The sequence below is a fragment of the Actinokineospora diospyrosa genome, assembly GCF_024171925.1.
GTDB lineage: Bacteria > Actinomycetota > Actinomycetes > Mycobacteriales > Pseudonocardiaceae > Actinokineospora > Actinokineospora diospyrosa.
Genome location: NZ_JAMTCO010000004.1, coordinates 89,409 through 112,588, shown reverse-complemented (window position 1 = coordinate 112,588; position 23,180 = coordinate 89,409). Strand labels below are relative to the sequence as shown.

General features: G+C 71.2%; 15 protein-coding genes. 9 read left to right on the top strand and 6 right to left on the bottom strand.

All coding sequences use genetic code 11. From position 1 onward, the window contains the following. The first annotated feature begins 242 nt into the window (after window positions 1-242). The 4 genes from LV75_RS07635 to LV75_RS07620 all read left to right on the top strand — a co-directional run bounded on the left by LV75_RS07635 (window position 243) and on the right by LV75_RS07620 (window position 9,770). A complete protein-coding gene (locus tag LV75_RS07635) occupies window positions 243-4,322 on the top strand; it encodes a Pls/PosA family non-ribosomal peptide synthetase (RefSeq protein ID WP_253886084.1) in 4,080 nt (1,359 codons plus the stop codon). Continuing rightward, complete coding sequence (locus LV75_RS07630; protein ID WP_253886083.1) at window positions 4,319-5,680, top strand: diaminobutyrate--2-oxoglutarate transaminase family protein; 1,362 nt, start codon at window positions 4,319-4,321, stop codon at window positions 5,678-5,680. The genes LV75_RS07635 and LV75_RS07630 overlap by 4 nt, the downstream gene beginning before the upstream one ends. Window position 5,681: 1 nt before the next feature. Next, window positions 5,682-6,962, top strand: coding sequence for an aspartate kinase (locus LV75_RS07625; RefSeq protein ID WP_253886082.1), 1,281 nt, complete (start codon window positions 5,682-5,684; stop codon window positions 6,960-6,962). Window positions 6,963-8,252: 1,290 nt separating this feature from the next. Then, window positions 8,253-9,770 (top strand): adenylate/guanylate cyclase domain-containing protein, encoded by a 1,518-nt coding sequence (locus tag LV75_RS07620; RefSeq protein WP_253886081.1) that lies wholly within the window; start codon window positions 8,253-8,255, stop codon window positions 9,768-9,770. 903 nt (window positions 9,771-10,673) lie between these two features. Here the strand turns inward: LV75_RS07620 and LV75_RS07615 are convergent. Continuing rightward, window positions 10,674-11,150, bottom strand: a complete 477-nt coding sequence (locus tag LV75_RS07615) for an ATP-binding protein (RefSeq protein WP_253886080.1) — start codon at window positions 11,148-11,150, stop codon at window positions 10,674-10,676. Window positions 11,151-11,158: 8 nt separating this feature from the next. Further along, a complete protein-coding gene (locus LV75_RS07610) occupies window positions 11,159-13,474 on the bottom strand; it encodes an Hsp70 family protein (RefSeq protein WP_253886079.1) in 2,316 nt (771 codons plus the stop codon). A 104-nt stretch (window positions 13,475-13,578) separates the two neighbouring features. Between LV75_RS07610 and LV75_RS07605 the strand changes: the two genes are divergently transcribed. Beyond that, complete coding sequence (locus LV75_RS07605; protein WP_253886078.1) at window positions 13,579-14,199, top strand: L-threonylcarbamoyladenylate synthase; 621 nt, start codon at window positions 13,579-13,581, stop codon at window positions 14,197-14,199. Between the two features lie 100 nt (window positions 14,200-14,299). Here the strand turns inward: LV75_RS07605 and LV75_RS07600 are convergent, their stop codons facing one another. Further along, a complete protein-coding gene (locus LV75_RS07600) occupies window positions 14,300-14,536 on the bottom strand; it encodes a hypothetical protein (protein ID WP_253886077.1) in 237 nt (78 codons plus the stop codon). Between the two features lie 52 nt (window positions 14,537-14,588). Here LV75_RS07600 and LV75_RS07595 point away from each other — a divergent pair, with 52 nt between their 5' ends. Beyond that, window positions 14,589-15,137: a hypothetical protein gene (locus tag LV75_RS07595; protein WP_253886076.1), complete on the top strand. Its 549-nt coding sequence runs from the start codon at window positions 14,589-14,591 to the stop codon at window positions 15,135-15,137. A 71-nt stretch (window positions 15,138-15,208) separates the two neighbouring features. Next, the gene (locus LV75_RS07590) at window positions 15,209-15,970 is read left to right on the top strand and encodes a Calx-beta domain-containing protein (protein ID WP_253886075.1); all 762 of its coding nucleotides are present in this window, start codon (window positions 15,209-15,211) and stop codon (window positions 15,968-15,970) included. Between the two features lie 825 nt (window positions 15,971-16,795). Here the strand turns inward: LV75_RS07590 and LV75_RS07585 are convergent. Then, window positions 16,796-18,409 (bottom strand): vWA domain-containing protein, encoded by a 1,614-nt coding sequence (locus LV75_RS07585; protein WP_253886074.1) that lies wholly within the window; start codon window positions 18,407-18,409, stop codon window positions 16,796-16,798. 193 nt (window positions 18,410-18,602) lie between these two features. Here LV75_RS07585 and LV75_RS07580 point away from each other — a divergent pair, with 193 nt between their 5' ends. Continuing rightward, window positions 18,603-21,596, top strand: coding sequence for an AfsR/SARP family transcriptional regulator (locus LV75_RS07580; RefSeq protein WP_253886073.1), 2,994 nt, complete (start codon window positions 18,603-18,605; stop codon window positions 21,594-21,596). 53 nt (window positions 21,597-21,649) lie between these two features. On the opposite strand, the gene LV75_RS07575 is transcribed toward LV75_RS07580, so the two are convergent. Together LV75_RS07575 and LV75_RS07570 are read right to left on the bottom strand one after the other, a co-directional pair. Continuing rightward, a complete protein-coding gene (locus tag LV75_RS07575; RefSeq protein ID WP_253886072.1) occupies window positions 21,650-22,207 on the bottom strand; it encodes a GNAT family N-acetyltransferase in 558 nt (185 codons plus the stop codon). Window positions 22,208-22,255: 48 nt separating this feature from the next. Continuing rightward, a complete protein-coding gene (locus LV75_RS07570; protein WP_253886071.1) occupies window positions 22,256-22,750 on the bottom strand; it encodes a DUF6328 family protein in 495 nt (164 codons plus the stop codon). 127 nt (window positions 22,751-22,877) lie between these two features. Between LV75_RS07570 and LV75_RS07565 the strand changes: the two genes are divergently transcribed. After that, the gene (locus LV75_RS07565; protein WP_253886070.1) at window positions 22,878-23,180 is read left to right on the top strand and encodes a GNAT family N-acetyltransferase; all 303 of its coding nucleotides are present in this window, start codon (window positions 22,878-22,880) and stop codon (window positions 23,178-23,180) included.

The window sequence follows — 23,180 nt, the reverse complement described above, 5'->3', positions numbered from 1 at the left end:
GGGTTCGCTCCATGTTCAAGACGTTTGTCGGGTTCCATTCCCAGGGTGCGAAATGTGGGAACACTGGTCCTTTCGGGTAACCCTTTGTGAATTCCTGCACCCCGAAGGGTCTACATGTGGTTACTTAGCAACAGCTATGTTTCTCGTGTCGCCCGATCTGCGACATCTGTGAATTGATGTGAATACCGGCTGGTGGTCGGGCGAATTCCGCCTGCCCGCCGCGAGGTGAAAGGAATTCGATTATGGCCGCACCGGAGTCCGTCGCCGGGGCGCTCGTCGACGACACCGGGGTCCTGGTGGGGGCGGGCTGCACGCACGACGCGCGGTGGCGCCGGGGGGAACGCCTGCAGCACCTGCTCGACCGCAGCGAGCGGGCCGCCGTGGACACCGGCGAGCTCGTCCTGACCTACGCCGAACTCGACGACCGGGCCAACCGGCTCGCCAGGTACCTGCTCAGCCGGGGCGTGGGTTCCGGTGACCGGGTCGGGCTGCTGTTCGACCAGGCGTGGCGCTCCTACGTCGCCATGCTGGCCGTGCTCAAGGTGCACGCCGCCTACGTCCCGCTCGACCCGGGGTTCCCCGCCGACCGCGTCGGCTACATCGTCGCCGACGCCGACGTCGCGCTCGTGCTCACCCAGCAGCACCTGCTGCCCGTGCTCGGCCAGAGCGAGACCGCCGTGCTCAGCGTCGACACCGCCGCCGACGCGATCGACGTCCTCGACCCGGCCCCGCTGCGCGACGACGAACTCAGCGGCCCGACCGACGACCTCTGCTACATCATCTACACCTCCGGCTCCACCGGTAGGCCCAAGGGCGTCGCGGTGGAGCACGCCAGCATCTGCAACTTCGTCCGGGTCGCGGGCGAGGTCTACGGGATCCGCCCCGACGACCGGGTCTACCAGGGCATGACCATCGCCTTCGACTTCTCCGTCGAGGAGATCTGGGTCCCCTGGGTGGTCGGCGCGACCCTGGTGCCGCGCCCCACCGGTGCCGCCCTGGTCGGCCACGAGCTCGCCGAGTTCCTCGCCGAGCGCGCGATCACCGCGCTGTGCTGCGTGCCGACCCTGCTGGCCACCCTGGAGCAGGACTTACCCGGCCTGCGGTTCCTGCTGGTGTCCGGCGAGGCGTGCCCGCAGGACCTCATCGCCCGCTGGCACCGCGCGGACCGCCGCTTCCTCAACGTCTACGGCCCCACCGAGGCCACCGTCACCGCCACCTGGACCACCGTCGCCCCGGACCGCCCGGTCACCATCGGCGTCCCGCTGCCCACCTACTCGGTGGTCATCCTCGACCCCGACCGGCGCACAGCCCTGCCGCGCGGCGCCACCGGCGAGATCGGCATCGCGGGCATCGGCCTGGCCCGCGGCTACCTCAACCGCGACGACCTCACCGGCCGGGCGTTCATCGACGACTTCCTCGGCATCGACAACAACCCCTCCGGCCGCATCTACCGCACCGGCGACCTCGGCCGCTTCGACGACGAGGGCCACATCCAGTACCTGGGCCGCATCGACACCCAGGTCAAGGTGCGCGGCTACCGCATCGAGCTGACCGAGATCGAGTCCGTGCTGCTCACCGCGCCCGGCGTCATCGCGGCCGTCGTGGACACCCACCGGCCGGACCCCGCCACCACCGAGCTCGTCGGCTACTACACCGCCCGCGACGACTGCGACCAAGACGACCTGCGCGCCCACTTACGCGAGCACCTGCCCGGGTACATGGTCCCGGCCTACCTCGAACGCCTCGACGCGATCCCGATGACGCCCAGCAACAAGGCCGACCGCAAGAACCTCCCCGCGCCCAGCGGTTCCCGCCGCACCGGCACCCGGGACTACCTCGCCCCCGAGACCCCCGTCGAGGCCGCGCTGGCCGAGGAACTGGCCGCGGTGTTAGGCGTACCGCGGGTCTCCTCGGACGAGCACTTCTTCACCGACCTGGCGGTGGACTCCCTGCTGATGTCCCGCTTCTGCGCCCGGGTCCGGCAACGCGAAGACCTGCCGACGCTGACGATGCAGCAGGTTTACCAACACCCCACGGTTCGCGACCTCGCCGCCGTTCTCCCTACCGCGCCCAGCACGGACAAGACTCGCCACGAAGTCGTAGAGAGCACAGTCGATCCGATCCGCGGTTGGCGCTACCTGCTTTGCGGGGCAGCACAAGCGTTGTTCCTGCTGTCCTACATCTACTTCGCGGCGCTGGTGCTCGACGTCGGCATCGCCTGGGTCCTCGCGGGTATCGACTCGCTCGGCATGTACCTGCGCGCGGTGACCTTCAGCGCGACCGCGTTCGGCATCGCTTGCACCGCACCGGTCCTGCTCAAATGGGTGCTGGTCGGCCGCTGGAAACCCCGCTCGTTCCGGATCTGGGGGTTGACCTACTTCCGCTTCTGGGTGGTGCGCGCACTGCTGCGGTTCAACCCGATCCGCCTGTTCGCCGGCTCACCGCTGGTCGTGCTGTACCTGCGGGCGATGGGTGCGAAGGTCGGCAAGGGCGCGATCGTGCTGACCCAGAACATCCCCGTGTGCACGGACCTGCTGACCATCGGCGACGGCGCGGTCATCCGCAAAGACACCTGGCTCAACGGCTACCGGGCCCGAGCGGGCGTGATCACCACCGGCAGGGTCACCGTCGGCGCGGGCGCCTACCTCGGCGAGGCGGGCGTCCTCGACATCGACACCACCCTCGGCGACGACGCCCAACTCGGCCACGCGTCCTGCCTGCACCCGGGCGCGGCCGTCCCGGCGGGGGAGAGCTGGCACGGGTCACCCGCCCGCCCCGCGCCCTCGTCCTTCCGCGCGGACATCACCGCCGACGTCACCACGTGGCGCCGCTTCGGTTACAGCTTCCTGCAGCTGTTCACGATGGTCGTGTGGTCGCTCCCCATCGTGATGCTCGTCGGCGACCTGCTCTCCGACGCCTTTGTCGGCCTTGTCCCGACGAATCCCGGCGATATCGCCTTCTACGCGATCCAACTGGCGGCGGCGTCAACGCTCTATGTCGGTGGTGTCATCATGGGACTCATCGTGGTGATCACCGTTCCCCGGCTGTTGAGCCTGCCGCTCAAGCCCGACAAGGTTTACCCGCTCTACGGGTTCAAGTACTCCTTGCAGCGCACCATCACGCGGCTGACCAACTCGCGCAGGAACCTCTACCTGTTCGGCGACAGCTCTTACATCGTCCACTACCTGCGCTGGATCGGGTACGACCTCGGCCGCGTCGAGCAAACCGGCTCCAACTTCGGCGTCGAACTCAAGCAGGACTCGCCACTGCTCAGCGCGGTCGGCTCCGGCACGATGGTCTCCGACGGCCTCTCCCTGGTCAACGCCGACTACTCCGGCACAGCGTTCCGGGTCCGGCGCACCGCGATCGGACCGCGCAACTTCCTCGGCAACTCCATTGTCTACCCGCCCGGGGGCCGCACCGGCGACAACGTCCTGCTCGCCACCAAGGTCATGGTCCCCACCGACGGGCCGGTCCGCGCCGACACCGGCCTGCTCGGCTCACCCGCGTTCGAGATCCCGCGCACGGTCCGGCGCGACACCTCGTTCGACCACCTCAAGACCGGCGACACCTTCCGCGCGCGCCTCGCCGCCAAGAACCGGCACAACCTCGCCACCATCGCCCTGTTCGCCCTGGTCCGCTGCGTCGACCTGTGGGCGGTGGTCGTGCTCAACATGATCGCCTCGACCCTGTACCCGCGCCTGGGCACCGCGGCCACCGCGCTCGGCCTGCTCGCGACCTACCTGTTCGTGGTCGCCTTCGGCATCTTCGTGGAGCGCGCCGTGCTGGGCTTCGGGCGCCTCAAGCCCCGGTTCTGCTCCATCTACGACCCGGCGTTCTGGCGCCACGAGCGGTTCTGGAAGCTCAGCGCGGGCCGCTACCTGGCCCTGTTCAACGGAACCCCGTTCAAGGTGCTCATCTGGCGGCTGCTCGGCGTGCGGATGGGCCCCCGGGTCTTCGACGACGGGTGCGCCTTCCCCGAGAAGACCCTGGTGACCGTCGGCGCCGACACCGTGCTCAACCCCGGCAGCGTCGTCCAGGGGCACTCGCTGGAGGACGCCACTTTCAAGTCCGACCACATCACCCTCGGCGCGGGCAGCACGCTCGGCGTCGCCGCCTTCGCCCACTACGGCGTGCGGATGGCCGAGCACACCGTCCTCGACGCCGACGCCTTCCTGATGAAGGGCAGCGAGACCGACACCGCCTCGCGGTGGCGCGGCAACCCCGCGACCGAACTCGCCGGACCCACCGGTCCGGCCCCCAGCACCGTCCCGACTGTTTCCCGCCACCCTGCAGAGAACAACCCGGGAGTGAGCCGATGACCGATCTGATCGCCCAGATGACCCAGCCGCGCGTCGAGGGCGCCCTACCCGGGCCCGTTTCGGCGGCCTACCTGGCCCGCCAAGCGCGCACCGAGTCCAACGCGCGCAGCTACCCCAGGGGGCTGCCGATCGCCATCGAGCGCGGCGAGGGCAGCTTCGTGCGCGACGTCGACGGCAACGTGTTCATCGACTTCCTCGCCGGGGCCGGGGTGCTCTCCCTCGGGCACAACCACCCCGAACTGGTGCGGGCCATGGTCGAGCAACTCGGCTCGCTCACCCACGCGCTCGACTTCCCCACGCCTGCCAAGGACGCCTTCGTCGAGGCCCAGCTCTCCATGCTGCCCCCGGCGATGCGCGAGCGCACCCGCATCCACTTCTGCGGGCCGACCGGCGCCAACGCCGTCGACGCCGCGATCAAGCTGTGCAAGACGGCCACCGGCCGCGGCGACATCGTGTCCTTCCAGGGCGGCTTCCACGGCGCCAGCCACGCCGCGATGGCCGTCACCGGCCTGGTGTCGCAGAAGCAGCCGGTCGCCAACGGCATGCCCGGGGTGCACTTCTTCCCGTACTCCTCCTGCGGCAGCTGCCCGCTCGGGTTGCGCCCGGACTCCTGCGAGACCAACTGCGCCACCTACTTCGAGCGCTCCCTGCGCGACCCCAACGGCGGCCTGCCCAAGCCTGCCGCGGTGATCATGGAGCTGGTGCAGGGCGAGGGCGGGGTCATCCCGGCCCGCCCGGAGTTCGTCCGCCGGGTCCGCGCGGTCACCGCCGAGCTCGACATCCCGCTCATCGTCGACGAGGTGCAGACCGGCTGCGGCCGCACCGGCACCTGGTTCGCCTTCGAGCGCTACGGCATCACCCCCGACGTCGTCGTCGCCTCCAAGGCGCTCAGCGGGGTCGGTTCCCCGGTCGCGGTGATCCTCTACGACGAGCGGCTCGACGTCTGGAGCCCCGGCGCGCACACCGGTACCTTCCGCGGCAACCAGCTCGCCTTCGCCGCGGGCACCGAGGCGGTGCGGATCGTGCGCCGCGACAACGTGCTCGGCAACGTCGTCGCCCGCGGTGAGCAGGTCGCCGACCGGCTCGCCGTGCTCGCCGCCCACCCGCTGGTGCGCGAGGTCCGCGGCCTCGGCCTGATGTGGGGCGTGGAGCTGACCGACGCCCCCGACGGCACCCCGGCGTCGGAGCTGGCCGCCACCGTGCGCTCCGACGTGCTGCGCCACGGCCTCATCCTCGAACTCGGCGGCCGCGACGACCGGGTGGTGCGGCTGCTGCCGCCGCTCAACGTCACCCCCGAGGTCCTCGACACCGCCTGCGACATCCTGCTCGCGGCCATCGCCCGGTTGGAGCGCGGTTGAGATGGCACTCGTGGTGCAGAAGTACGGCGGGTCCTCCCTCGGCACCCCCGAGCTGATCCTGCGCGTCGCCCAGCGGGTGATCGCCACCCGCGCCGCCGGGCACGACGTGGTCGTGGTGGCCTCGGCGATGGGCGACAGCACCGACGACCTGCTCGACCTGGCGGCCCGGGTGTCGCGCGCGCCGGGGCCCGCCCGCGAGCTGGACATGCTGCTGACCTCCGGTGAGCGGATCTCCAACGCGCTGCTGGCCATCGCGCTCACCGACCTGGGCCAGCCCGCGTGCTCGCTGTCGGGCCCGCAGGCGGGGGTGTTCACCACCCCCGAGCACGGCAACGCCCGCATCGTCGACGTGCTGCCCACCCGGGTCCGCCAGGAACTCGACCGCGGCCAGGTCGTGCTGGTCGCCGGGTTCCAGGGCCTGTGCAAGGACACCGACGACGTCACCACCCTGGGCCGGGGCGGCTCCGACACCACCGCGGTCGCCCTCGCGGGCGCCCTGCGCGCCGACGTCTGCGAGATCTACACCGACGTCGACGGCGTGTGCACCGCGGACCCGCGGGTGGTGCCCGCCGCCCGGGTGCTCGACCGCGTCCCGTACGCGGAGATGCTGGAACTGGCCGCGCACGGCGCGAAGGTCCTGATGCCGCGCTCGGTCGAGTACGCCCGCAGGCACGGGGTCGCCGTGCACGTGCGGTCCTCGTTCACCGACCGGCCGGGCACCCTCGTCGCCGACCGGCCCCACCCCGCCGACCAGGAGGTCGAGATGGAGAAGACGGCGGTCACCGCGATCGCCCACGACCGCGGCGTCGCCCTCGTCACGGTCACCGGCGTCCCCGACGACCCGACCAGGACGGCCAAGGTCTTCCGCGTCCTCGCCGACGCCGGGGTCGAGGTCAGCACCCCCGTCCACAAGGGCACCCGCGGCCACGTCGACCTGTCCTTCACCGTGGCGCACACCAGCGCCCCGACCGCCCTCACCGCCCTGCACACCGCCGTCACCGACATCGGCTTCACCGCCGTCACCTGCGACCACCAAGTAGGCACCATCTCAGTCGTCGGTGCCGCCCTCTGCTCAGAGGTAACCGCGACGATCTGCGAAACCTTCGCCGCCCTGCGCGTCCGCGTCGGCCTCTTGACCACCTCGGCCTTGCGCATCACCGCCCTGTGCGCCCAGGACGAACTGGACCGCGCGGTCCGCGCACTCCACGAGGTATTCGCCCTCTCCACCGACAACATCGGCGACCAAGCCGCCGTCTACGCGGGCACCGGCCGAGGCTGGTGATTCCAGACGGGCGTGTAACACCACACCCGCGAGTCGCGAACTGGTGGGTGCGGCCCCGGCCAAGTCTTCTGACAGCCCCCCGATCAGCTGGACGGGGCCGCGCTCCCACTTTCTCCCAGCACCCCCTCGCCTTCGGCCCCCCGGTGCTTGCTCCCCCTGATCCCCAGCAGCGTGGCCCCTCGGGGCTGCTGACTCCCCTTCTAGTCGGCGCCCCTCAGATCCCCGAACCGCCGCACCCCACGCTCCCCAGAAGCCCGCCGGTGCCACCTCCGCTACCCCAACGGCCTGAGCACCCCCACGCCTCAAAGTCGCCGGTGCCTTCCCGGCTCCTCCACCTTGCCTCACCGACACCCGGAAACTGCGGTGTCATCCCAGCCTGACCACCGGACACCCGAAGCCTCTCTTGCCACCCCAGCCCCCCGGCAGGACCGACCCCAACCCACGACCTCAGCCCTCGGGACACCCGGCCGGTGCCATCCCCAGCTTCCGGCAGGTCTGCCTCAACCCGCCTGGCCAGCCCTTGGACACTCGGACCCTGCGGTGCCAGCCCGGCTGCCGTCAGGTCCGCCCCAACCCACAGTGCCAGCCCCTGGACACTCGGAACGGCCGGTGCCATCTCAGCCCGCTCTCGTCAGCCCACCTTCCCAGCGCCTGGACAGTCGGACTCGCTGGTGCCAAGTGCTCGATGGGGTGGACCTGTTTTGTATGGGGGGACGGCACCCGTAGCGTCGTTCAGCGGCAGGGCCTGCTTTTGGGCCCCTGCTTTGCGGTTCTGCCACGGGTGTCGTAGGGGCCCCGCGCAAAACAGGTCCACCGCATCGAGCAAAGCTCGAAAATCGCGGATCGGGCCCGATGTTGCCGCCAGGCAACGAGGCGTCCGATCCCGGGTCGCGATGCCGCAGGCGAGCCGACCCGAAGGTCTGAACCCCTTCCCCCGCACTCCCAACCACGGCCTACGTCAAGATCAACCTGATCGAAAGCCCCCAAATACACAGCTTACCGCTCAGCACCGACACAACGGGAGCAGCGAACAGCACCCTGTGGACAACCAAACCCGTTGTGGACAAACAACTCCCACCGGCGCGCCCCAACAAGATCATCCACCACAAGAGCCCCCAATACACAGCCTACCGACGCACACCGACAACCCAGCGGCAGCGACCAACGCCTGTGGACCACTCAACGCATTGTGGACAACCGCCCCCAGCCCCCCACGACAGCACCCCATCACCAACGCCCACTAGCCCCACGAACCGCCTCCGCGGCAGAACCCCCAGTACCATCACCCCGGTGCACCCCTTCGGCTCCCGCCTCCTAGGCCCCGCCGACCAGCGCGCCCCCTCCCTCCGCCGCCGCGTGCAGATCCTCCTCACCACCACGCTCCTCGCCGCCAACACGCTGGGTGCCACCATCGCCCTGACCCTCTCCACCTGGGTGATCCCCGGCCCGGCCGCCACCCCCGCCACCCGCGTCATGATCACCACCGCCGTCCCCGCCTATGTCCTCCTTGCCCTCGTCCTCGGCAGCCTCTGGGGCACCAATCACGCCCTCCGAGCCCTCCGCTGGGCGCTGGAAGACCGGATCCCCACCGACCAGGACCGGCAAGTCACCCTCCGGGTACCTCGCCACCTGACCCGCGTGCAGGCCACCCTCTGGGCCCTGGCGACAGTCCTGTTCACGACCACCATCGCGATCATCCAGCCCGCTCTCGTCTTCACGTTCGCCTTCACCACGGCCTTCGCGGGCACCGTCGTCTGCGCAAACGCTTACCTGCTCAGTGAGTTCGCTCTGCGTCCGGTCGCCGCCCGGGTACTCGGCGACGAACCGCGGGGCGGGACCGGCGTTCGTGTGCGCATGCTTCTGTTCTGGTGCCTGGGAACCGGCGTCCCCGTAGCGGGGCTGCTCCTGGTGGCCGTCTTCGCCCTCGTGCGGGATGCCGTTCCTACAACAAGACTGGCGATCACGGTGATCGTCCTAACGGGAGTCGTACTCGTCATTGGGTTGCTCGTCACCGAGTTCACCGCTCGCGCGATCGTCGGTCCGATCTGGTCGGTTCGGGATGGGATGGCGCGGGTGCGGGAAGGTGAGCTGGACACCAGGATCCCGGTCTACGACGGGACGGAACTCGGGTTGTTGCAAGCGGGGTTCAACCGCATGGCGACGGGGCTAGCTGAGCGGGAGCGGATCCGGGACCTCTTCGGCAGGCACGTGGGTCCGCAGGTGGCCGAGGCCGCGCTCGCCGCCGAGGTTGAGCACCGGGTGCTCGAGGTCGCGGTGGTGTTCGTGGACCTGGTCGGGTCGACCACGTTGGCGGCGACGCGGCCGCCGACGGAGGTGGTGGAGTTGTTGAACCGGTTCTTCGCGATCGTGGTCGACGAGGTGGACCGGCGGGGTGGGCTGATCAACAAGTTCGTCGGGGACGCCGCGTTGGCGGTGTTCGGGGCACCGGTGCCGGTGACCGACCACGCGGGGGCGGCGTTGGCGGCGGCGCGGGGGATCGCGCGGCGGTTGCCGGTCGAGCTGCCTGCATGCCAGGCCGGGATCGGGGTCGCCGCGGGGCCGGTCGTGGCGGGCAACATCGGGGACGCGCGGCGGTTCGAATACACCGTCATCGGCGATCCGGTGAATGAGGCGGCCCGGCTCACCGAATTGGCGAAATCGACCCCCGGCAGGCTCCTCGCCTCTTCCCGGGCCGTGGAGCGCGCGGCACCGGGGGAATCGGCGCGGTGGCGGACAACCGACCGGATAACCCTGCGCGGGCGGACCGAAGACACCATTCTCGCCGTGCCCGCGGACGACCCCGACTAGCCGCGCGCGCCCCTGATTGGCGCCACACAACCGACGAGCGGCGCGCGACCCGACTGACGGCGCACGACCCCCATCAACGCCGCACGGCGGCAACCGCCCCTGACCAACGCCGTGCCCGCCCGATCAGCGGCTAACCAGCGCCACCAGCCGGTCGACGACCCCGACCAACGGCGCACGGTGGCGATCGGCGGTGACCGACCCCGACCGACGCCGTGCCCGCCTGGTCAGCGGCTGACGAGCGCCACCAGCCGGTCGACCACCCCGACCATCGACGCACGGCTGCGACCGCCCCTGACCGACGTCGTGCCCGCCTGATCGCCGGCTGGCGAGCGCCGCCAGTCGGCCGACGACCCCGGCCAACTGCGCACGGTGGCGATCGGCGATGACCGACCCCGACCGACGTCGTGCCCGCCTGGTCGGCGGCTGGCGAGCGCCGCCAGTCGGCCGACGACCCCGGCCAACGGCCCACGGTGGCGATCGGCGATGACCGACCCTGACCAACGGCGGTGGCTGACCCCGGCCGACGCCGTGCCCGCCTGATCAGTGGCTGACGAGCGCCGCCAGTTGGCCGACGACCCCGGTCAACGGCGCGCGGTGGCGATAGGCGGTGACCGACCCCGACCAACGCCGTGCCTGCCCGGTCAGTGGCTGACGAGCGCCACTAGTTGGCCGACGACCCCGGTCAACGGCGCGCGGTGGCGATAGGCGGTGACCGACCCCGACCAACGCCGTGCCTGCCCGGTCAGTGGCTGACGAGCGCCACCAGTCGGTCGACGACCCCGGCCAACGCCGTGCCCGCCTGATCAGTGGCTGACGAGCGCCACCAGTCGGTCGACGACCCCGGCCAACGGCGCGCGGTGGCGATCGGCGGTGACCACCCTGACTAACGCCGTGCCCGCCCGATCAGCGGCTGACGAGCGCCACCAACCGGTCGACTACCTCGGCCAGCGGGGCCCGGGTGTCGATCTCCACCGTGGCCGACGACCGCAGCAGCGGCTCCACCGCCGCGGTGTCGGCCACGATCCTGGCCCGCTCCTCGGCCGACTTCCCGAAGTCGTTGCCCGAGCGGGCCGCGACCCGCTCCAGCATCACCTCCAGCGGCGCGCTGAGCAGCACGACCTCGGCGAAGCGGGGGTAGAACCGCACCTGGTTGCGCACCGTCCCGGCGAGGAACAGCGGCTCGCCGGAGCGCTCGTGCGCGGCGATCAGCGCCTCGATCAGGTCTACCCGCCACTGCGGCTCGGTGCCGGTCAGCCACGGGAGGTCCTCGATCCACTCCCCGTGGTCGGTGTCGACCGCCCGGTACCCGCGCAGCCGCAACTCACCCAGCGCGGTCGACTTCCCCACGCCGGACATGCCCGTCACCAGGATCACCGCCATGGGACCACTCAACCAGGTAACCGCACCAGCGAGGCGGGCGTCGTGCGCGAGTCGCCGGGCGCGGTGTCCGGGGCGTGCAGCGCGAACCCCTGCCCGACCGGCTCCAGCCAGCCCTCCGCCGCCGCGACCTGCTCGACCCGGGCGCCGTTGACCACCAGCACCTGCGAGACCCCCTCGCCCAACTGCGCCCCCAGCCACAGCAGGTCGCCGTCCACCCGGATCCGCGCCGCCTCCGCCCGGTCCACCGACACCAGGTTGCCCAGCAGCCCCGGGTAGGTCCCCAGCCCGCGCGGTGCCCGCTCGTCGTACATGTGCAGCGACAACCCCCGGTTGGGCACCAGCGAGTCCTGCACCACCCCGTACACCCGGTTCGCCGTGGCCACCCACCGCGCCGCCCCCGCCCGCGGCCGCTCGACGAACAGCGACCGGTCCGGCCCGGTGAAGGTCTCCAGCCCGCTGTTGGTGCTCAAGAACCACCCGTCGCGCTCAAGCGCCTGGTGCACCCACAGCCCGGTCGTGTCCTGCTGCTCGGCCACCACCGTCAACTGCCCCTCGGCGTCGACCGTGCCCACGACCTGGCTGGGGACGATCGTCGACGAGCGCAGCCCGGTGCGCCGCCTGGTGATCTTGCCGAGCACCACCGCCGCGGACCGGCCGTCGCCGAGCGCGGCGGGCGGCACCGAGGTGGGCATCGCCGGGTCCAGCAGCCTGCGCCGGGCGCCGTCCTCGTTGATGAACCAGGTCGCGGTCGAGCCCAGCGGCCGCGGCGTGGCGTTGACCGGGGTGAACGAGGCGGCCGGGCGGATCACCACGACCTGCAGGTCACCGGTCTCGCCCCAGGGCAGGCCCACCGTGTTGTCCACCGGCCCGGTCGAGGGCCCGCGCAGGAACACCCAGCCGTGCCCGCCCTGGGCGAGCAGCACCGGGTCGTGCGCGGTGAGCAGGTCGGTGGTCGAGCGGATGATCAGCTCGGGGCTCAGCGCGTGCACCCGCAGCACCTGCTCGCGGCGCTCGGCGACCAGCACCAGGTCCTCGGCGATCGCCCACCCGGTGACCCGGCTCATCGCCAGCTCGCGCTCCACCCGACCACCCCGGTCGAGCTTGCGGACCTGGTGCCCGCCCGCGCCCGCGCTCCAGGTGTAGATCGCGCCGTTGGCCGCCTGGGCGTCGACCACGTCGGTGGCCAGCACCGGCATGGCGCCCGCGCCGAGCTTGCGCGGCGCGGCGAGCGGGCGCGCGGTGAGCGTGCGCTGGGCCCAGCGGGCGGCGCCGAGCGCGACCACCGTCTTGGGGTCCGGCGAGGTGCGCACCAGGCCGTCGTACTGGGCCCGCAGCGCCTCGCGCACCAGCGGGATCCGGCTCCCGCCGCCGGTCAGGAAGATGCCGCGCAGGTCGCGCGGGTCGCGGCCGCTGCCCTCGATGCTCTGCGCGAGCAGCCGGGTGGTCCGCCGCACGTCCTCGCCGACGAGGGCGTCGAACTCGGCGCGGGTGATCCGCACGTCGGTGTCGGCGCCCGGGACGTACTGCACCGCGTCCTCGTGGTCCGACAGCGCCTCCTTGGCCAGCCGCGCCTCGGTGAGCAGGGCGGCGGCCGCGGCCTGCCAGCGGCGGTCCGGGTTGGAGCTCACCTGCTCCCACCACTCGGGGGCCAGCCGGGTCAGCTGCGCGCCGAAGTGGTGGAACACCCGCTCGTCGAAGGTCTCCCCGCCGATCTCCGGGTCGCCGCCGGGGGAGCCGACCACGCTGAACCCGGAGCCGTCCGCGGCCAGCACCGCGGTGTCGAACGTGCCGCCGCCCAGGTCGTAGACCGCGACGCTGTCGCGCCCGCCGATCCCGTCCGCGGCGTGCGTGTGGCTGTAGTGCACGGCCGCGGCGACCGGCTCCTCGATCAGCTCCACCGGCCGACCGGGCAGCACCGCCTCGGCGACCTCCAGCAGCACCTGCCGCTGCGCCGGGCTCCACGCGACCGGGTGGGTGAGCACCAGCGACGCGGGCGCGGCGCCGTCGAAGCGGCTCCTGGCCTCGCCGACGAACAGCTCCAGCAGCGCCGTCAGGGCCCGTTGCGCGGTCACCGGCTCCCCGCCGAGCAGCATCGGGCGGCGGCCGACGTAGCGCTTGGGGTTGCGCTCGGAGCGGTCCGGGCCGCGGCCGATCATGCGCTGGGCCAGCGTGCCCGCGACCAGCCTGCCGGACTCGTCGAGCACGACGGTGGCGGGGATGCGGCGCTCGCCCGCGACCTCGAGCGACTCCACCCGCTGGGCGGTCGCGATCGCCGCCGCGGCGAAGCTCGTGCCGAGGTCAACGCCAAGACTCCACCGCGTCACGGCGCCCCCGTCCCACTTGATAGCCCATTCGTGTACGCATACAGGATCGCTGGTCGCCGGGCGGTGTTTCGGCCGGGGTGCCCCCTGGTCCGTAGACTCCCGCCATGGCGACGTACTTCGACGTGCACCCGGACAACCCGCAGCGGCGCTCCCTGGCCCAGGTGGTTGCCCTGCTGCGCGACGGCGGCCTGATCGCCTACCCCACCGACTCCTGCTACGCGCTGGGCTGCGCGCTGGGCAACCGCGAGGGCATCGACCGGGTCCGGCAGATCCGCAAGCTCGACGACCGGCACCACTTCACCCTCATGTGCCAGGACTTCGCCCAACTCGGGCAGTTCGTGCACCTGGACAACGCGGTGTTCCGGGCGGTCAAGGCCGCCACCCCGGGCAGCTACACGTTCATCCTGCCCGCCTCCAAGGAGGTCCCCAAGCGGCTGCTGCACCCCAAGAAGCGCACCGTCGGGGTACGCATCCCCGACCACACCGTGGCCCAGGCGCTGCTCGCCGAGCTGGGTGAGCCGCTGCTGTCGTCCACGCTGCTGCTGCCCGGGCAGGCCGAGCCGATGGTCTCCGGGTGGGAGATCAAGGAGGAACTCGACCACGTGCTCGACGCGGTGCTCGACTCGGGCGAGTGCGGGACCGTGCCGACCACGGTCGTGGACTTTTCCGAGGGCGAACCGGAAATCATCCGGTACGGGGCCGGGGACGCCACAAGATTTGAGTAGGGGTTTTCGGTTGCACGGTGTGTCTATGCCCACCTTCGTTGTATAACGAGGGTATTACGCTACTGTCTGCTCCCGTGTCGGACCATGACCCTTCACCCGATCAGCCGTTGCGCGCGGTGCCGAAGTTCCCCCCGCGCCCCGCGGAGCCGGTGTCCGCTCCCGCCATGATCGTGAGCACCCTGCCGGAGGAACTGCCCTGGTCGCCGAGGACCAGCACGCAGCCGCCTCCCCCCGCGATCACCTCAGCGGTGACGCGAGAGGCCACCACGGTGACCATCCCCGTGGCCGCGCCCTCTCCCCAGCCCGGCACCGTCGGGCCAGGCCCCTCGTGGCTCATAAACCCGCCGTCCACAAGTCGGCGTCGCAAGTGGGTCTTACCCGCCGCCGGTGTGCTTGTCGCCGCCCTCTTAGCCGGGTTCGTCCTGTGGCTGACCGCGGGGAACGACGACCCGCCACCGGTAACGCCGCCGCAAGCGGGTGGGCAGTACCTCTTCCAGCGGATGGGGGAGACCGTTGAGCCTGTCCGGGACAGCGACTGCTCCGAGCACGCGTACGGGAAGGTCAAGCAGTTCCTAGTCGCGAACCCCTGTAGGCAGTTGACCCGGGCGCTGTTCATCACCGCCATCGACAACGGCCGCACGGTCTACACATCGGTGTCGATAGTGCGGATGCCGGATCGTTCGACCGCCGAGAAGCTCGAACTCCTGGTACGACAAGACGACACCGGCAGCGTCAACGACCTACTGCGCGAGAAGAGGGCCGTAGTGCCCGGGTTGGACCGCTTGAGCCGGGGTGGTTTCTCGGCGATGACCAGCGACCGCGACGTGGTCATCACCGAGGCCGACACCGCCGACCGCGACCCGGACCTCGCTGTTCACCGGGCCGAGATGAAGCGCGTGAGCGTCGACGCGCTGCGGCTGGCCAAGGAGCTCGGGTAGCCCCTCACAACCGCGCCACAACCGGCTTGCGCTAACTACAGCCGGGGGCGCACAGAGAGAGGGGTAAGTCCATGAGGGCTCTGTTGCTCACGGCGGTCGCGGTCGCCGTGGCACTGCCGGTGATCCCGGCACAGACCTGGTCGACGACGGCGTGCGGTCCGGCTGCGGTCTCCGTCGGCGACTACCGGCAGTACGAGGGGACGGGGTCCGGTACGACCCCGTTCTCCTTCACGGTCACCGTGACGACCGCACCCGGCTGCACCGCGACCGGTTCGGTCGCCTACGCCACCGAGCACATCAGCACCGGCCCGGCCGACATCACCGCCACCTCCGGCACCCTCACCTGGACCGACTCGACCGACGCCAAGCTCGTCGTGGTCGGCGTCGTGCGCGACGGCACCCCGGAACCGGAAGAGGCGTTCTCGCTGCGCCTGCACACCCCGCAGAACCTGGTGATCACCCGCGACCGCGGCCGCGGCCAGATCATCGACGACGACCTCCCCCCGGTCGAAACGGGCCTCGACGGCGGCAAGATCTGCTGGCGCTACGAGTCCTCCGCCGTGGAGGTCGGCGTCCACACCAACACCCCGGCCCGAGCCCCGATCACGGTGCACTACCGAACCGTGCACACCGGCTCGAACCCCCCGGGCTACTACCCGGTCAAGGACGGCATCATCACCATCCCCACCGGCAGCACCCGGGGCACGGCCACCATCCGCCTCAAGACCGAACCCAACCTGCCCGACGAGCAGTTCTACGTAGAGATCTTCTCCCCGTCGGCGGGCACCCTAGGCCTCTCCCGAGTCCCGATCACGGTGAAGTCCAAGCGATAACCACACCGAAGCTGGGCCCGGTCACCCCTGGGCGGGGGCGACCGGGCCCTTTCGCGTTCACATGCCCGGTTCACCAATCACCGAACACGCCGTCCCTGGACACTCGGACCCGTCGGTGCCAACCCGCCTGCCGTCAGGTCGGCCCCATCCCACCTACCCAGCCCCTGGACACTCGGAAGTTCCGGTGCCATCCCCGCCCGCCCTCGCCGACGCTGCCAACCCAGCACCTGGACAGTCGGACTCGTCGGTGCCAACCCGCCCCCCGTCAGGTCCGCCCCAGCCCACTTTCCCAGCGCCTGGACAGTCGGAGTCGCTGGTGCCAAGTGCTCGATGGGGTGGACCTGTTTTGTGTGGGGGGACGGCACCCGTAGCGTTTCCGCGCGGCAGGGCCAGTCTTTTCGGCCCCTGCTTTGCGGTTCTGCGTCGGGTGTCGTAGGGGCCCCGCACAAAACAGGTCCACCGCATCGAGCTTGTTCGCATTGTCGCGGATCGGGCCCGATGTTGCCGCCAGGCGACGAGGCCGTCCGATCCCGGGTCGCCGAGCTCGCCGCCAGGCGACGAGGCCGACCCCGAAGCCACCGAATCCCCAACCCCGGCCTACGCCAAGATCAACCTGACCGAAAGCCCCCAAATACACAGCCTATCGAGACGCACCGACACAACGGGAGCAGCAACCAGCGCCCTGTGGACAGCAGAAGGCGTTGTGGACAACCTTCCGCCACAGAAGGCCCCGAAAGATCGTCCGCAAGAACAGCACAAGACAAGACGAGTGGCCCGGCCACCCCGCGCAGGTGACCGGGCCACTCGTTTCCCCACCCCGCGGCTTTAGCCGGTGGTCAGGCGGAACTCGACTCCGCCCAGGTCTTCGTTCTTCTCATCGGTCTGGTTGACCCGCAGCACCGCTCGGGTCTGCTCCGTCGCGGTGAACTCCAGCTTGGTCTCGAAGCGCTCCTTCGGGTCGATCACCAGGCCCACGAAGCGGGCCTGCTTCCCGTCGACGATCTCGAAGCGGGTCTCATCCACCTGGCGCACGCCCTCGAGCTTGCCGCCGTTGGCCTTGAAGCGGGCGGCGAGTTCGCGGCCGAGGTCGATGGTGACCTTGCCGGTGAAGGGGCCCTCCGGGGCGGTGAAGACCAGGTTGGTCAGGGCCCGCGGGTTCGGGTTGGCCAAGGTGAACGGGCGGGTGGTCGGCTGGCCGGGGGTGACCTTGACCGAGTCGACGTTGCGCCAGGCGATGTTGTTGTTGTTCCTGGTGTTGGTCAGGGTGTTCGGGCCCTCGGCGAAGGTCATCGGGTCGGTGGCCGACTCCCAGCGGGCCAGCAGGCAGAAGTGGCCGGGGCCGGGCACGCCAGCCCACGGCACGACCACGCTCGTCGCACCAGCGGGCACCGAGACGTTGAACGCGGTGTTGATGTGCGTCCAGTGCGTCGGCCACACCGCCGCGCCGCCCTGGGCGGTGTAGTAGAGCTTGAGGTTGCCGGTGCCGGTGCCGGACCCGTTGGGGCCGGGGTTGTTGAGCCGGACGTGGATGTAGCTGGTGGACCCGACGACCGGGTTGGCGCCCGCGCAGGGGGCCGCGGTCGGGCAGACGGTGATGTCCGGGCTGGTCCAGATCGGGTTCAGGCCGTGCGGCTCGACACCGGTGTCGGCGCCGTGGTCGCGGATGAACACGTCGGTGCGCCTGCAGTTGCGCAGGGACTGCTGGATGGTGGTGGCGGTGTTGGAGCCGTTGGCCGCGGCCAGCGTGTACACCCCGCCGGTGGTGGTGGCGTAGTCCTGCATGATCGACACGATCGGTGCCGACACCCCGCCGGTCGGCACGTAAACGCTGTTGATCTTGATGCGGTTCTGCGCCTCGAGCGCCCGCTGGTGGGCGTTGGTCACGTCGACCGGGGCGTGCACGTCGTCGAAGCCGCCGGGGGGCGCGTCGGTGACCAGCACGATCATCTTGGTCGCGTTCGAGCGCCAGGTGCCGTTGAAGTCGCCGACCTGCGGGCGACCCAAGGCGGGCAGGTTGTTGATCGCGGTGTTCAGCGCCTCGTCGGAGGCCTCCGGGGTGTTGCCGCCGCCCCCGGCCGCCAGCGCGTTGACCGCGGCGGTCACCGCCACCTGGTTGCCCGCGGCCAGGTCGTTGAGCACCCGGACGTTGTCCTTGAAGCTGACCAGGCCGAGCTTGTAGTCCCCACCCGAGAGCGTCGCCACGTCCGAGATGATCGAGTTGATGCCGGTCTTGATGTTGGCGATGGCCGCGCCCATGCTGCCGGTGTCGTCGATGACGAAGGTGATGTCCATCGGGCCGCAGGGGCTCGCCGCGGGCGGCGGGACCGCCTTGGCCACGGCGGGTTCAGCGGCGGCCGGTAACGCTGGCAGCACGGCGGCGACCATCGCCGCGGTGGCGGCGATGAGCGTCCGGCGGCGACCGGATGAGCTGGTCGGCATGGGTGTCTCCTAGCGGGACTCACAGGGTGTACAGGGCTGGCGGAAGCTTGGTCGCCACCGGTTGTGGCATGGTTGTCGCGGAACGCAACCGACGTCGCGGTTTCGCGGCACCCCGGCTCAACCACTTGGGTGTTTGCGCAGCGCAGCGGTGTCGTTACGCTCCCTTTACCGAGCGGCGCGGAAGGAGCTGGGGGTGACCCGACCCGGCGAGCTGCGCGTGCTGGGTCCGGTCGAGGCCGTCGGCCCGGCCGGGCGCGCGCTGGTGCACGGCACCCGCCAGCGCGCCGTGCTGGGCGTGCTGGCCCTGCACGCCGGGTCCGTGCTGCCCGCCTCCCGGCTGATCGACGTGCTCTGGGGGGACAACCCGCCGCGCACCGCGGTGAAGACCCTGCACAGCCACGTCGCCCGGGTCCGCCAGGCGCTCACCGCCTGCGGCTTCCCGACCGTGCTGCGCACCAGGGAGCCCGGCTACCTGCTCGAGGTCGAACCCGAGGTGGTCGACGCGCTGCGCTTCCAGCGGCTGGTGCGCTCGGCCCGCGAGCAGCTGGGCCGCGACAACGCCGAGGCCGCCGCGCCGCTGTTGCGCGAGGCGCTGGCGCTGTGGCGCGGCGACGCGTTCGCCGACGCCGCGCTGGAGAGCTGGGGCTGCGGCGAGGTCGACACGCTGCACGAGCTGCGGCTGGCGGCCATGGAGGACCTGTGGGACGCCGAGCTGCGGCTGGGCGGGCACGCCGAGGCCGCCAGGGAGCTGCCCCGGCTGGTCGCCGCGCACCCGACCCGCGAGCGGCTCGCCGGGCTGTGCATGCTGGCCCTGCACCGGCGCGGCCAGCACACCGACGCGCTCGGCGTCTTCCGCGCTCTGCGCGCCCGCCTCGCCGAGGAGTTCGGCGTCGACCCCGGTCCCGAGCTGGTCGAGCTGCACACCGCCATCCTGCGCCGCGACCCCGACCTGGACCCCCGCCCGGCCCCGCGCGGCCCGGCCCAGCTGCCCGCCCGGGTCGGGCACTTCACCGGCCGCGCGGGCGAACTGTCCACACTGGACTCGCTGCTGGCCGGGTCCGGCGACGAGCGACCCGTCGTCGTGATCTCCGCCGCCGCGGGCATGGGTAAGACCTCGCTCGCGGTGCAGTGGGCACATAGCGTCGCCGACCGTTTCCCCGACGGGCAGCTCTTTCTCGACTTGGGCGGCCACGACGCCGGACGCGCTCTAACCGCCGCCGACGCCCTGGCACATCTCTTGCGAGCGTTGGACGTACCGGACGAGCGCATGCCCGCTGAGCTGACCGAGCGGTCCGCGCTCTATAGGTCGCTGCTGCACGGTCGGCGCTGTCTTGTGCTGGTGGACAACGCTGGTGAAGCGGAACAAGTCCTACCGCTGGTGCCCGGCGGCGGCCGGTCGCTGCTCATGGTGACGAGCAGGCAGACGTTGGCGGCGCTGGGAACAAGGCACGCGGTCGTGCCTGTCGCGATCGACAGCCTTGAGCACAGCGAATCGCTGGAGCTGCTGACCAAGGTCATCGGCACCGAGCGGGTCAACCGGGAACCGGGCGCGGCAGCCAGGTTGAGCCGTCTATGCGGGGGGATGCCTCTTGCTCTGCGGCTTGCAGCTGCCCGCCTTGTCGCGGCACCAGGGCGATCGGTGGCTGAGTCCGCGGCGGAGTTAGTCGGCGCGGGCAGGCTCGACACACTCGCGGTAGAGGGTGACACGCGAACCGTGCGGGCTGTGTTCGCGAGTGCCTACGACCCGTTGGAGCCCGGGTGGGCTCGCATGTTCCGCCTGCTTGGAGTGGCGCCGGGCAACACCGTCAGCACTGCCCTGGGCGCGACTCTATGCGGGGTGCCGGTTGAGCGGGCGCGGGAATCCCTGGCGGCGCTGACCGCGGCGCACCTGATCACCGAGGTCGACCACGACCGGTTCCGCTTCCATGACCTGGTAAGGGAATTCGCCGCCGGTAGGGCTAAGCGCGACGAGCGGGCGTTGGCGTTGTCGCGGCTCGTTGACTGGTACCTGGTCGTCGCCGATGAGGCCAACCGCGTGATCGACCCCAACCGCGACCTGGTGACCCCAACGCTGCGCCATCCGCGTTCCCGCGTCCCGTTCGAAGACCGCCACGGCGCGTTGGCGTTCCTCGACGCCGAGCGGCCCAACCTGCGCGCGGTGGCGCAATGCGCCCGCGAACTGGGCAGGCTCGACTCGGCGTGGCAGTTCACCTACCTGCTCACCAGCTTCTTCGACGCCACCGGCCACTGGCACGACCGGGTCGAGCTCTGCCGCCAGGGCGCCGCGGCGGCGACGGCCCTCGGCGACGCGGTGGCCGAGGCCGAGATGCTGCGCGCGCTCGGCGTCGCCTACTTCATGACCCGCCGCCTGCGCGAGGCCCTGGAGACCAACCAGCGGGCCCTGCGCACCGTCCGCGCCGCGGGCGACCTCGTCGGCGAGGGGCACGTGCACAACAACATCGCCAACGCCTACGCCGAACTGCGCCGCTTCGACGAGGCCATCGCCGCGCACCGGCTCGCCGTCGCCCGCTGCGCCGAGGCGGGCAGCGACCTCGGCCGCGCCCTGTCCCAGCGCAACCTCGGGCACACCTTCGTCCGCATGGGCCGCGCCGAGGAGAGCCTCGTCCCGCTCACCGACGCCCTCGCCACCTTCCGCGGCCTGGGCAACGCCCGCCTCGAGGCGGCGACCCTCGACACCCTCGGCGAGGCCTGGCTGCAACGCGGCGACCACCGGGCGGCGCTGGCGCACCTCGGTGAGGCCGTGGCCGTCAGCCGCGCCATCGGCGACCGCTGGCTGGAGTGGGAATCCCTGCTCGACACCGGCCGCGCCCACTTGGACGCCGGTGACATCCCGCAGGCCCGCACCCACTTCCGCGAGGCCCTCGACCTCAGCCGCGAGGTCGGCGACCGCCACGGCGAGGCCTCCGCCCTCAACCAGCTTGGCCGCGTCTACCTGGCCGCCGGTGACCTCGCCGCCGCCCGCGACCACCTGGAGCGCAGCCTCTCCATCCGCACCGCCGTCCCCGACGACTACGAACTCGCCCACCTCCACCGAGACCTGGGCGAACTGGAGTCCCGCACCGGCGACACCGGCACCGCCGCCCGTCACTGGTCCCGCGCCCGGTCGCTCTACCACCAGGCCAACGCCACCATCGAGGCCGACGAACTCGCCGCCCGCATCCCCTAGGCGCCACCGCGTACGCCGCGCGACGCAGTCGACGAACTGGCCGCGCACATCCCTTAGACCTCCGGCAAGTCCCAGCGGTCGAGGAACTCGGGCAGTGTCATGCCGAGCAGGTATGCGTCCCAGTGCTTACCGCCGAAGAACTCATGGGAGCGCAGCCGGCCCTCTTCGGTGAAGCCCAGTGAGCGGTGCAGGGCAAGGGAGGCCTCGTTGAACTCGTAGACCTTCACCTCGCACTTGTGGAACCTCTGCTCCCCGAACATATAGCGCAAGAGCAGGCCCACCGCGTCGGCAGCGTAACCGCGGCGTTGGTGCTGGTGGCCGATACCGATGCCGTAGCTGAACCTGCCCGCGCGGCGGTCGACCCCGGAGGTGGACAGGCCGCCCACCAGGTGTCCGGTCTCGCGCGACTCGATCGCCAGGTCCAGGTTCTCGCCGACCTGGGTGGAGCGGCTCGTGGTGGACTCGCGGAACCAGCGGGCCGAGCGCGGCGGGTACACCCGGTCCACCGCGCGCATGTCGCCGCTGTGCTCGGCGAAGCCCTGGAACACCTGCCAGTCCTCGGGCTCCACCCCGCGCAGCCGCACCCGGGTCCCGGCCCACAGCGAACTCATGCCCGGCAGTCAACCAAGGCCGCACCCACCCGGGCCAGCGGGTATCGGCTACTCCGCGCGCTCGCGGATCGGCACCGCGAACCACAGCACCATGATCAGCACCCCGCACACCCCGGCGACCGCGAACGCCGCCCACCCGCCGATCACCATCTCGGCCAGCAGCAGAACCGACGCGGTCACCGCGAGCGACAGGCACACCAGGCCCGCGAGCGTGGTCCGGGTCGCGAGCCGCATGATCTCCTCGCGCTTGCCCTGCCGGAACAGGATCCGGTGCCAGGCGGCAGGCGCGGTGAGCAGCCCGACGGACGCGACCGCGAACAGCACCGCCACCAGGTGCGTCGCCCGCTCGAAGGCGTTCGCGTCGCGGGTGTAGACCTCGGTGAACGCGATCGACAGCAGGAACCCGAACAGGATCTGCACGCCAGCCTGGGCCACCCGCAGCTCCTGCAGCAGCTCGTTGAGGTTGCGGGTCAGCCGCTGCTGCGGTGACTCCGCGCCATCGGTGCCCGCGGTGTCGGTCGTGGACGGCTCGGTCGTCGGCATCGGGTGGCTCCTGGATCGTCGGTGGGGACCTCGATCCGAACATTCCTCACACCGGCGCCGGGCAAACCGGACATCGCCGCCCGCGACCGTAGGATCGGGTGGGGATCGGGTCGACCAGGAGGAACATGTGGCAGTCGAGGTGGTGGACGTCGCCGAGCGCGGCCGGTTCGAGGCGCGGGTGGACGGGCGGGTCGCCGGGTTCGCCGAGTACCTGCGCGGCGCGGACCTGGTCGTCTACCCGCACACCGAGGTCGACAGCGCCTTCGAGGGCCGCGGCGTCGGTGGCGCGCTGGCCAGGGCCGCGCTCGACGACGCCAGGAGCCGGGGCGTCGCGGTGCTGGCGACCTGCCCGTTCATCGCCGCCTGGATGCGGCGCCACCCCGAGTACCTCGACCTCGCCTACCAGAACCGCTCGAGCGCCAGCGATTAG